Source organism: Micromonospora sp. M51 (assembly GCF_018070305.1).
In the GTDB taxonomy this organism is placed as follows: Bacteria; Actinomycetota; Actinomycetes; order Mycobacteriales; family Micromonosporaceae; genus Micromonospora; species Micromonospora parva.
Window position 1 is genome coordinate 1 of sequence record NZ_JAGPXZ010000132.1, and the last position, 10,908, is coordinate 10,908.

Genomic DNA, 10,908 nt, shown 5'->3' on the forward strand with positions numbered 1-10,908 from the left:
CTCGCCCGCGAGGGAGAACGTGCCCGAGGTGCCCGCGTTCTCGACCCGGGCGGTCATCAGAACACCACCACCGAGCGGAGCACGTCGCCGTGGTGCATCCGCTCGAACGCGGTCTCCACCTGGTCGAGTGCGATCTCCTCGGTGACGAACGCGTCGAGGTCGAGTCGGCCCTGCAGGTACAGCTCGGTGAGCATCGGGAAGTCCCGGCTGGGCAGACAGTCGCCGTACCAACTGGACTTGAGGGCACCGCCGCGCCCGAAGACGTCCAGCAGCGGGAGCTCGATCTGCATCTGCGGGGTCGGTACGCCGACCAGCACCACGGTGCCGGCCAGGTCGCGGGCGTAGAACGCCTGCTTCCACGTCTCCGGTCGACCCACCGCGTCGATCACCACGTCGGCGCCGAAGCCACCGGTGGCGGCACGGATCGCCTCGACCGGGTCGGTCTCGGACGCGTTCACGGTGTGCGTGGCGCCGAACCGGCGGGCCCAGTCGAGCTTGCGGCTGTCGGTGTCCACGGCGACGATCGTGGTGGCGCCGGCGAGGGCTGCCCCGGCCACCGCCGCGTCCCCGACGCCGCCGCAGCCGATCACCGCGACCGAGTCGCCCCGGGTGACGTTTCCGGTGTTCATCGCCGCGCCCAGCCCGGCCATCACCCCGCAGCCGAGCAGGCCCACCGCGGCGGGTCGGGCGGCCGGATCCACCTTGGTGCACTGCCCGGCGTGTACCAGGGTCTTCTCGGCGAACGCCCCGATGCCCAGCGCCGGGGCGAGTTCGGTGCCGTCGGTGAGGGTCATCCGCTGGGTGGCGTTGTGGGTGTTGAAGCAGTACCAGGGCCGGCCCCGGCGGCAGGCCCGGCAGACCCCGCAGACCGCCCGCCAGTTGAGCACCACGAAGTCGCCCGGGGCGACGTCGGTGACGCCCTCGCCGACCTGCTCCACGATGCCCGCCGCCTCGTGACCGAGCAGGAAGGGGTAGTCGTCGTTGATGCCACCCTCGCGGTAGTGCAGGTCGGTATGGCACACGCCGCACGACTGGATCCGGACGATCGCCTCACCCGGCCCCGGATCGGGCACAACGATGGTGGTGACCTCGACCGGAGCGCCCTTGCTGCGGGAGATGACTCCCCGGACTTCCTGGCTCACTTCGCCTCCTGCTGGTGGTCTGCGGCAGGGCCGGGTGCCGGGGTGGGCGGGTGTGCCACGGGCTCGGCGCTGGGCCCCCGGCGAACCTACCGCGACCACCACAGCCTGCCCAGCCGCCCCGGCGGGTTATCGCGGGCGCTGCGGGGTACGCGGGCCGCATTCGACCACTGCCAACGGGGGTAACAATGAAATTCGCCCACCTGCCGCTGCGGCTCACCATCGGCGCGTACGTCCTCAACTCGGGTCTGGGCAAGCGCAACCTGGAGGGCGCCGCGGCGGAGGGCATGCACGGGATGGCGGTCGCCGCCATGCCTCAGCTCGGCCAGCTGGAGCCGGCGCGCTTCGCCAAGCTGCTGTCGTACTCGGAGATCGCCCTGGGGGCCGCGCTGATCGCGCCGTTCGTCCCGGCGCCCCTGGTCGGGCTCGGCCTGACGGCGTTCGGCGCGGGCCTGGTGCAGCTGTACCTGAAGACGCCGGGGATGCGGGAAGCCGGCAGCGTCCGGCCGACCCAGGCGGGTTCGGGGCTCGCCAAGGACATCTGGCTGGTCGGCGCGGGGCTGACCCTGGTGCTGGAGGGGCTGACTCACGGCCGTCGGCGCGGCTGAGGCCACCTGAGGGACCGCGGTGACTCACCCTCGGTCGGTGCGGCCGTTCTACCGGCCGATGCGGCCACACCGCCGCGACGAGCCGCACCGGGCCGCCACCCCGCTGGAACTGTTCTTCGACCTCTGCTTCGTGGTGGCCGTGGCGCAGGCCGCCACCAGCCTGCACCACTTCCTGGCCGAGGGTCACCTCGCCCACGCGGTCACCGGCTACGTGATGGTGTTCTTCGCGATCTGGTGGTCGTGGGTGAACTTCACCTGGTTCGCCTCGGCCTACGACACCGACGACGACGTCTACCGGATCACCACCCTGGTGCAGATCCTCGGGGCGTTGATCCTGGCGGCCGGGGTGCCCCGCGCCTTCGCCGACAACGATTTCACCGTCATCACCTACGGGTACGTGGTGATGCGGCTGGCCGCCGTCGTGCACTGGAGCCGAGCGGCGGCCGGCGACCCCGCGCACCGTGCGGCGGCGCGCCGCTACGCGGTCGGGGTGACGGTGGTGCAGCTCGGCTGGCTGCTGCGCCTGTTGCTGCCACCCGAGTGGGGGCTCGCGTCGTTCGTGCTGCTGGGGCTGGCCGACGTGCTGGTGCCGGCGGTGGCCGAACGCCCCGGCATGACCCCGTGGCACCCGGCCCACATCACCGAACGGTACGGGCTGTTCACGCTGATCGTGCTCGGTGAGGCGGTGGCGGCCGTCTCGTTGGCGATCCAGGACGGGCTCGACGCCGGGGAGCACGACCTCTGGTTCCTCGCCGCCTCCGGCGCGGTCATCGTGTTCGCGCTGTGGTGGCTCTACTTCGATCGGCGCAGCGAGGCGCCCGACCGGCTGCCGTACTCCCTGGTCTGGGGTTATGGCCACTATCTGATCTTCGCGGCGATCGCCGGGGTCGGCGCCGGCCTGGGCGTGGCGGTGGACTACGAACGGCACCTGGCGCACATCTCGGAGCGGACCGTCGGGTACGCGGTGGCCGTCCCGGTCGCCGTCTTCCTGCTCACCGTCTGGGTGCTGCACGTACGCCGCAAGCAGCACGGCGTGACGGCCGTCGCCTTCCCGGTCGTCGCGCTGCTGGCACTGTTCACGCCGCTGGGCCCGGCCCCGGTGTACGTGCTCGCGGCGCTGCTGGTCGCCCTCGTGACGATCACCGTGCTGTTCCGCGGCCGCGACGCGGGGCGGACCGCGGCCGTGGCCGACCAGGCCTGACCGCGGTCACGCCACCTGGCGGTCAGCCCTCCGACGCCCGGGTGAAGGTCATGATCCAGTTGGTCTCCCAGGTCTGCTCGCCGTCGACCGAGAACGCCTGCTCCCAGCGGGCGGTGGTCGCGCTGATGTCGGACCAGACGAACCGGCACCGCACCGGGCGTCCCTCGTGCTGGTCGTCGGCGTAGAAGCGGCCGACCCCGTCGACGAAGCGGCCCACCATCGGTGGCTGCCCCAGCACCCCGGTGTCGCTGCTCATCCAGTAGATCGACCACTCCTGCCGGGCCGGGTCGAAGATCCGGACCGTGGCGCCGGCGGAGCCCCGCGTCGGAAAGGTGATCTCGTCGAAGTGACCGCCGCCGGCGAAGAAGCCGTGCGCCACCGACACCCCCGGGAACTCCTCCCACTCGTCGGAGCCGACCAGCCGCTCGCGCAGCCGCCGGTTGACGACGTTCCAGGTGCCCACAAAGAAGTCGAAGTCGCCCATCAGCGGCCCACCGGCCCTTCCGCTCGCGTGTCGTGCAGGTATCCGGCCAGGTGGGGAGCCTGCGGGGCAAGCATGTGCCGCACCCAGGCCGCCCGCTCGTGCTCCAGCACCGCCAGCTCCCAGACGCAGCCGACGGCGGGTCGACGGACCTCGACGAAGTGGGTCGGGTCGTCGTCCGGGCAGTCCAGCGCCGGCTGCCCGGCCGCCGCGACGCGGACCTCCACCGCGTTGTCCCAGACCCAGGTGTACGCCAGCAGGTACGCGCCGGTGTCCGCGCCCCGGTGCAGCACCACCCACCCGGCGGCCGGGGTGCCGTCGTCGACGACGTCGGCCAGCAACGCCGGCAGCAGGTCGTACGCGGCCTTCTCCACCTCCGGTTCGAGCGGCCGTTCCGGCTGGTCGATGTGGTAGCGCTTGAGGTGCCGACCGTCCACCCTGATCGGTCCCGGTGTTCTCAGATCCTTGTCGCGAAATGCCATGCCGGGACGGTACGAGCGGTCCCCTGACAACTAGTGTCAGTGAAGTGCGGGCCAGTCGACTCCTCTCCGTCCTGTTGCTGTTGCAGTCACACGGGCGGTTGACCGCCGGGCAGCTCGCCGAGCGGTTGGCTGTCTCCCCCCGCACCATCTACCGGGACGTCGAGTCGTTGCACGCCGCCGGCATCCCGCTCTACGGCGAGGCCGGGCACGCCGGCGGCTACCAGCTCGTCGACGGCTGGCGGACCCGGCTCACCGGGCTGACCGCCGAGGAGGCCGACCGGCTGTTCCTCGCCGGCCTGCCCGGCCCGGCCGACGAGCTGGGCTACGGCGACGTGGTGGCGGCGCTGCAACTCAAGCTGCACGCCGCGCTCCCCGCGCCGCTGCGCGACCGGGCGACCCGACTGCGGCAACGCTTCCACCTGGACACCCCCGGGTGGTACGCCGACGGCGACGCCTCCCCCGAGCTGGCCCGCACGGCCGAGGCGGTCTGGCGACAGCACCGCATCGAGGTGCGCTACCGCGGCTGGAACGGCGAGGTGACCCGGGTCCTGGAGCCGTACGGCCTGGTCCTCAAGGGCGGCCGGTGGTATGTGGTGGCCGACCAGCCCGGCCGGGGCGCGCCGGCCACCTACCGGGTCAACCAGATCCTCACGCTCACCCCGCTCGGGCAGGAGTTCGACCGACCCGAGGACTTCGACCTGCCGGCCTGGTGGCGGGCGCACGTGGTGCGGTTCCGGGAACGGCTGCACCGCGACGATGCCACCGTCCGACTCTCCCCGGCCGGTCGGGAGCGGCTGCGCGAGATCGGCAGCGACCCGGTGGTGACCGCGATGGACACCAGCGCCGGGCCACCCGACGCGCGGGGTTGGGTGACCGCTGTGCTGCCGATCGAGTCGCTCACCCACGCCCACGGTGAGCTGCTGCGCCTCGGCGCCGAGGTCGAGGTGCTCACCCCGGTGGCGCTGCGCGAACGGCTGGCCACCACCGCGGCCGGGCTCGCCGCGCTGTACTCCCCCACCTGAACAGGCCCGGCCGCTCCACAGTGGAAGGGTCGGGGGCGTCGGTTGTCGGCACGGTGTGCCACCCTGGGACGGTCATCAACGGTCACCGGAGGTGAGGGTCACGTTACGGCTACGCGCACTGGTCGCCGTTCCCGGCACCGGGCCGGTGACCCTCGACGTTCCCGCCGGCACGCTCGCCGCCCTGGTCGCGCCGCCCCGCTACGGCACGGCGGTCGCCCGGGTGCTGGCCGGGCTCGCCCCACCGGTGACCGGCCGCATCCTCGTCGGGGACCGGGACGTCACCGACCTGCCGGCGCCCCGTCGGCAGATCGGCTACGTGCCCGCCGGTGGCGCGTTGCTGCCGCAGCTGACCGTGCGCCGCAACATCGAGTACGGCCAACGCAAACGCGAACGGGTGCACGAGGTGGCCGACGACTGGACGGCCACCGTTGTCGACCGGCTCGAGTTGGCGCTCTCCCTCACCCTGCTGCCGCACCAGATCTCCGCCGCCCAGCGGTTCCGGGTGGCGCTCGCCCGAGCGGCGGCCTGCCTGCCCGAGGTGCTCGTGATCGACCTGCCGGCCGGCTCGGCGGGCGACAGCCGCCTCGGTGACCTGATGCCCCGTCTCTCACCATCGAACGCTCCCGGGGTGGCGGTGCTGGTCTGCACCGCCGACCCGGCCACCCTGGCCGAGATTCCGGTGCGCCACGAGCTGGTCACCGAGCCGAGCGAGGTGCCCCGATGAGGCCGACGATCCGGGCGAGTCGTCGTACGCTGCTGCGCGCCGCCGCCGTGGGCGCCACCGCGCTGGCCGCCGGCTGCTCGGGCGGGAGCCGGTCGGTGCAGGTGGCGGTGGTCTGGAGCACCAGCGAACTGGACCGGTTCCGTGAGGTCGTCGCCGGCTACCCCGCGCCGGTGCAGGTGGTCAGCGCCGGCAACGACATCGACGCGTTCCTGCGCGCCCGGCACCTCGCCGGCACCAGCCCGGACGTGGCGATCCTGCCGCGCCCCGGCCTGGTCACCGAGTACGCCCAACGCGGGTGGCTGAGCCCGGTGCGCCCGTCCACCGGGTACGCCGTACCCGCCGGGCTCAGTGAGCTGCTGACCGCCGAGGGTCAGCGCTACGGGGTCTGGGTCAAGGCGGCACACAAGTCGCTGGTCTGGCACCTGCCCTCGATGCTGCCGGTGCCGCCGGCCAACTGGGACGAGCTGGTCCGGCGTACCCGGGAGCTCGGCGCGCTCGCCCGGCGCGACGGCGGGCCGGCGCCGTTGGCCATCGGCGCCGCGGACGGCTGGGTGCTCACCGACTGGTTCGAGAACGTCCTGGCCGACGTGGCACCCGAGAGCTACAACGCCCTCGCCCGGGCGGACGCCGACTGGCAGGGCAGCGCGGTGCGCGAGGCACTGGACCGGCTCGCCGGGCTCTGGAGCATCGACGGGGCGTTCGTCGGCGGCGGCCGTCGCGCCCTGCTCACCCAGTACGAGGAGTCGGTGATCCAGGTGGTGCACACCCGGCGGGCGGTGATGCTCGTCGGGGCCGACTTCACCGCCGACGTCGCCGACCCGTTCCAGCGCGGCCCGCAGGCGCCGGTGACGTTCCGGTTCCCGGGCGCCTCATCGGGCGGTGGTCCACTGATCGTCGGCGGGGACGCGGCGGTGGCGTTCGCCGACGCCCGGGGCGGTGTCGAGCTGGTCGAGTGGCTCACCCGGGCCGACTCGTTCCAGCCGTGGCTGCGCTCCGGCGGCTACCTCTCGCCCAACACCAACGTCACGATCGACAGCTACCGCGACCGGGTCGCCCAGCGCCTCGCCGAGGAGATGCGGACGCCCGGCACGCTGCGGTTCGACCTCTCCGACCAGTTGCCCGGCCCGTTCACCGGCTCCGACGGGGTCGGCATCTGGCGGATCATGCAGGGGTTCTTCGCCGACGTCACCGACGGGGTCCGGGCCGGTGAGGCGATCCGCCGGGCCACCGGCCTGCTCGCCGCGGCGGCCCGCAACGCGGGGGGCGGCCGATGAGTGAGGTGCGCGTCCTCGGCGAACTGGCGGTCCTCGACGACGTCGGGCCGGCCCGGCGGGGTCGGGCCTATCCGGCGGCGGGAGCGACGTCGGCCCTGCTGCTGCCGGCCGCGGTGCTGCTCGGTGGGCTGGTGCTGTGGCCGGTGCTGCGGACCATGCACGCCAGCGTCACCACCGACGGCCGCTGGGTCGGCGCGGCGCACTTCCGGACCGCCCTCGCCGCCCCGGGCACCGGCGCGGTGGTCGGCCGGACGGTCCTCTGGGCCCTGCTGGTGCCGGCGGTGGTGACGGCGTTGGGCTACCTGCTGGCCGCCGCGTCCCGCCGCTCCCAGGAGGGCGGCCTGGTGCGGTTGATCCTGCTGGTGCCGGTGGCGTTGCCGCTGGTCGTCACCGGGGTCACCTTCCGGCTGATGTACGACCCGGACCCGAGCCGCGGGCTGGCCACACTGGTCGCGACCCGACTGACCGGCCGCTCGGTGGAGGACGCGCCGCAGCTGCTCGGCCCGGGGATGGTGACCGTCGCGTTGATGTCGGCGTTCGTCTGGGCCTGGGTCGGGTTGGCGGTGCTGGTCTTCCGGTCCGCCCTGGACGCGGTGCCGCCGAGTCTCGCCGACGCGGTCCGCGCGTACGGCGGCGGGCGTCGCCACGTGCTGTGGGACGCGCAGTGGCGGCCCTTGCTGCTGCGGACGACAGCTGTGGTGTTCGCGTTGGTGGCGGTGGGCACCAGCCGCACGTTCGACCTCATCCTGGTGATGACCCCCGGTGCGGTCCGCGACGAGGCGTCGGTGCTGGCGTTGCGGATCTGGCAGACGTCCGGCGGCACCACCACCGGCGACGGCGCGGCGCTCGGTGTGGTGTGGCTGGTGGCGGTCATCGGCGGGATCATGGTGGCCGCGCTCTTCGTCCGGCAGGCGTGGCCCCCGCCGCGCGTCGAGGCGGCACCGGAACCCGCTCCGGTCGCCCCGCCCCGGCGGGTGTTCCGGCTGCTCGCGGCGGGTGCCGCGGTCGCCTGGCTGGTGCCGCTGGCGGTGCTGGTCGCCACCTCGGCGCACGGCAGGGTGGACGCCGCCGCGCGCGGCTGGTGGTCCGCGCCGCCGAACGCCGAGTCCTACCACGACCTGGTCACCGGCACCCAGCTGTGGCGCACGCTGGGCTTCACCCTGGTGCTGGCCACCGCGGTGACCGCCACGGTGCTGGTGGTCGCGCTGCTGGCCGCGTACCCGTTGGCGTGGTTGACCGGGCCGGCCGCGCAGGCCACCGGGTTGCTGCTGCTGGCCGCGAGCGTCGTGCCGATCCAGGTCATCGCCGGGCCGGTCAACGAGGTGCTGGGCCTGGTGCTCTCCTCCGGCACGGCTCAGGGCCTGGCCCTGGTGCACATCGCGCTGGGTGTGCCGTTCGCGGTGCTGGTGCTGCGCAACGCGTTCGCCGACCTGCCGGTCGAGCAGGTCCGCGACGCCCGGCTGGGTGGGCGCCGGTGGTGGCACACCCTGCGCCGGTTGGCCCGGCACAACCTGTCGGCGGTGGTGGCGGTCTCCGTGCTGGAGTTCGTCCAGGTCTGGAACGACCTGGTGGTGGGTCGGCTGTTCAGCGCGTCGGGAGCGTCGCCGCTCGGGCCGTTCCTGGCCGAGCAGACCCGCAGCTTCGTGAGCAACAGTGGCGCGCTGGCGGCCAGTTCGGTGCTCGCCTCGGTGCTGCCGGTGGTGCTCGTGGTCCTCTCCCGGCGGCACCTGGTCGCCGGGCTGGTCTCCGGGGGCGTGCGGTGACCGGGCCGGGTGGCGCGCGCGGTGGTTCGCGTTGGCCCGCGCTGATCGCGATCGGCGGCGTGGTCGGCAGCATCCTCGCCAACGTGGCCGGCAACCTGGCCGGCAATCTCCTCTCCGAGTTGGTGGCCAGCGTGCTCGGGCCGGTGACCATCGTGCTGGCCACCGGCGGTGTGCTGGGTTACGTGGTGTACGAGGTGCGCCGCCGCCGGGCCGGTCACGAGGTCGGCCCCGAACCGACCGAGGTCCTCACCACACCGGCCACCGGGGCGCCCACCCTGCCCTACACGGCCGAGTTCACCGGTCGCCGCGAGCACGTCGACGCGCTTGTCGCGCTGCTCGCCCGGGAGCACGCCGTGGCGGTGCTGGGACGACGCGCGGCGGGCACCTCCGCGTGCGCGGTGCAGGCGGCGAACCAGTGCCGGGAGGACTTCCCGGACGGGCAGTACTACCTGGACCTGCGGCGGCGTGGCCGACCCCGCTCGGCCCGGCAGGTCCTCACCGCGCTGGCCCGGATCCTGGGCACCGCCCCGCCGACCTCCGGCCGGCCGGACGCGCTCGCCGCCGCCGCCGACGCGCTGCGCGGTCAGCTCGACGGTCGCAAGATCCTGCTGGTGTTGGACAACGTCGACCGTCCCGACCAGGTCCGGCCGCTGTTGCCGCCCACCGCGCGCACCTGCCGCCTGCTCCTCGCCGGCGGTCCGGCGCTGGTCGGTCTGGAGGGTGTGGTCGCGCACTGGATCGCCGAGCCGGGCACGTCCGAGGCGGTGGAGCTGTTCGCGACGGCGGGCGGGGCCGCGCCCGCCGCCCGGATCCGGCGCGCCGACCCGCGCACCGACCCGGCGGTCCGCGAGATCGTCGACCTGTGCGGGCGGCAGCCGCGCACCGTGCGCGCCCTCGGTTACCGCACGGCCCAACACGGCTGGCGGCACTCCGACGTGCTGGAGGCGCTGCGCCGCGCGGTGCAGACGCCACCGCACCAACGGCTCGCCGTGTCGCCGGCGGCCCGTCTGGTCACCGAACGGGACATCGCGTACCAGGCGTTGCCCCGTCAGGCCCGACGGTTGTACCGGCTGATGTCGCTGGTGCCCGCCCCGGTGGACCGGCCCACCATCGCCGCGCTGGCCGGGCGGCATCCCGAGCTGGTGACCGCGCTGCTCGACCGGTTGGCCGCCGCCGCGTTCGTGGTCGGCGCGCCGGGCGACCGGTACGAGATCCGCCCCCTGCTGGCCGGCAGTGCCCGTCTGCACCTGCGCGACGCGGATCCGGCCCGGGCCCGGGTCGCCGCGCAGGCCCGGCTGACCCGGCACCTGGCCCGCCGGGCCGAACGGCACGCGGCCAACCTGGCGGTGCTCGGCTCCCCACCGGACCGGGAGTGGTCGCTGCCGCTCGATGACGACCCGTACGGCTGGTTCGACCTGCACCAGGAGCTGCTGCTGGCGGTGGTGCGGGTGCCGGCCGGCGCGAAGGAGACCCTGCCCCGCCGGGTCCGCCGGTGGTGGTTCCGGCTGGCCGTGGCGCTGTGCGGGTGGCTGGCGTACGCCGAGCGGCTCGACGAGTGGGAGCAGGTCTGTCGTACCGTGCTGGCCACCCCGACCGCCGACGACCGCCCGGAGATCGCCGGGTGGGCGCACAACGAGCTGGGGGTGCTGCGTCGACGCCGGGGCGACGCTGTTGAGCAGCACCCCGGGGCAGGCGCGGACGGCGTACGAGCGCGGCTGAACCTCGGCCTGGCCCTGCTCGACCTGGGGCAGCTCGACGACGCGGTGGAGCACCTGGAGATGTCCCGCCGGCACCGCTCCGGCGCGGACCGGGCCGGGCACGCCCTCACCGACCTGGGCCTGGGCGCGGCCCACCTGGCCCGGGGAGAACCGGACACCGCCCACCACCACCTGGTGCGGGCGGCCAACACGTTCCGGTCGGTGGGCGACGCGCGCGGGTACGCGGCGGCGCTGACCAACCTGGTGCTGGTGCACGCTGCCCTCGGCGAGCACCTGGACGCCGCCCAGGCGTGGCGGGCCGCGCTGCGCGAGTACGAGTCGGTCAACGACCCGACCAGCCGGGCGACGGCGCTGCTCAACGCCGGGGCGACGCTGTTGAGCAGCACCCCGGGGCAGGCGCGGACGGCGTACGAGCTGTTGGCCGAGAGCCGCCGGCTGCGCGAGGAGACCCGAGCGAGCGCCGGGCTGGCGCGTACCCTGCTCTACCTGGGTGACG

Annotated in this window: 10 protein-coding genes; 7 read left to right on the forward strand and 3 right to left on the reverse strand. The window is 74.1% G+C overall.

What is annotated here, in order from left to right; genetic code table 11:
* Positions 1–56: 56 nt before the first annotated feature.
* A complete protein-coding gene (locus KBX53_RS10065) occupies positions 57–1,142 on the reverse strand; it encodes an S-(hydroxymethyl)mycothiol dehydrogenase (RefSeq protein ID WP_030332535.1) in 1,086 nt (361 codons plus the stop codon).
* A gap of 185 nt (positions 1,143–1,327) precedes the next feature.
* Between KBX53_RS10065 and KBX53_RS10070 the strand changes: the two genes are divergently transcribed.
* Both KBX53_RS10070 and KBX53_RS10075 read left to right on the forward strand, forming a co-directional pair.
* Positions 1,328–1,747, forward strand: a complete 420-nt coding sequence (locus KBX53_RS10070) for a hypothetical protein (protein ID WP_030332534.1) — start codon at positions 1,328–1,330, stop codon at positions 1,745–1,747.
* A 37-nt stretch (positions 1,748–1,784) separates the two neighbouring features.
* On the forward strand, positions 1,785–2,948 hold the full coding sequence (locus KBX53_RS10075; RefSeq protein ID WP_309140741.1) for a low temperature requirement protein A: 1,164 nt from the start codon (positions 1,785–1,787) through the stop codon (positions 2,946–2,948).
* 22 nt (positions 2,949–2,970) lie between these two features.
* Here the strand turns inward: KBX53_RS10075 and KBX53_RS10080 are convergent, their stop codons facing one another.
* Both KBX53_RS10080 and KBX53_RS10085 read right to left on the reverse strand, forming a co-directional pair.
* On the reverse strand, positions 2,971–3,432 hold the full coding sequence (locus tag KBX53_RS10080) for a hypothetical protein (RefSeq protein ID WP_030332532.1): 462 nt from the start codon (positions 3,430–3,432) through the stop codon (positions 2,971–2,973).
* A complete protein-coding gene (locus KBX53_RS10085; protein WP_210858795.1) occupies positions 3,432–3,911 on the reverse strand; it encodes a hypothetical protein in 480 nt (159 codons plus the stop codon). Before KBX53_RS10085 ends, KBX53_RS10080 begins: the two co-directional genes overlap by 1 nt.
* A gap of 44 nt (positions 3,912–3,955) precedes the next feature.
* Between KBX53_RS10085 and KBX53_RS10090 the strand changes: the two genes are divergently transcribed.
* From KBX53_RS10090 to KBX53_RS10110, 5 genes are all read left to right on the forward strand, one after another.
* Positions 3,956–4,933, forward strand: coding sequence for a YafY family protein (locus KBX53_RS10090; RefSeq protein WP_210858801.1), 978 nt, complete (start codon positions 3,956–3,958; stop codon positions 4,931–4,933).
* Between the two features lie 91 nt (positions 4,934–5,024).
* Entirely contained in the window at positions 5,025–5,657 is a 633-nt protein-coding gene (locus KBX53_RS10095; RefSeq protein WP_210858803.1) for an ATP-binding cassette domain-containing protein, read from the forward strand.
* Positions 5,654–6,931, forward strand: coding sequence for an extracellular solute-binding protein (locus KBX53_RS10100; RefSeq protein WP_210858805.1), 1,278 nt, complete (start codon positions 5,654–5,656; stop codon positions 6,929–6,931). The genes KBX53_RS10095 and KBX53_RS10100 overlap by 4 nt, the downstream gene beginning before the upstream one ends.
* Positions 6,928–8,694, forward strand: coding sequence for an ABC transporter permease subunit (locus KBX53_RS10105; protein ID WP_210858806.1), 1,767 nt, complete (start codon positions 6,928–6,930; stop codon positions 8,692–8,694). The genes KBX53_RS10100 and KBX53_RS10105 overlap by 4 nt, the downstream gene beginning before the upstream one ends.
* Positions 8,691–10,908: tetratricopeptide repeat protein (locus KBX53_RS10110; RefSeq protein WP_210858808.1), on the forward strand; the 2,218-nt coding region annotated here is incomplete at its 3' end. The genes KBX53_RS10105 and KBX53_RS10110, both read left to right, overlap by 4 nt.

Excerpts from the sequence above, each read along its gene's own strand:
- KBX53_RS10070 (WP_030332534.1), top strand. The coding sequence starts at position 1,328 with ATGAAATTCGCCCACCTGCCGCTGCGGCTCACCATCGGCGCGTACGTC.
- KBX53_RS10080 (WP_030332532.1), bottom strand. The coding sequence starts at position 3,432 with ATGGGCGACTTCGACTTCTTTGTGGGCACCTGGAACGTCGTCAACCGG.
- KBX53_RS10085 (WP_210858795.1), bottom strand. The coding sequence starts at position 3,911 with ATGGCATTTCGCGACAAGGATCTGAGAACACCGGGACCGATCAGGGTG.
- KBX53_RS10100 (WP_210858805.1), top strand. The coding sequence starts at position 5,654 with ATGAGGCCGACGATCCGGGCGAGTCGTCGTACGCTGCTGCGCGCCGCC.
- KBX53_RS10105 (WP_210858806.1), top strand. The coding sequence starts at position 6,928 with ATGAGTGAGGTGCGCGTCCTCGGCGAACTGGCGGTCCTCGACGACGTC.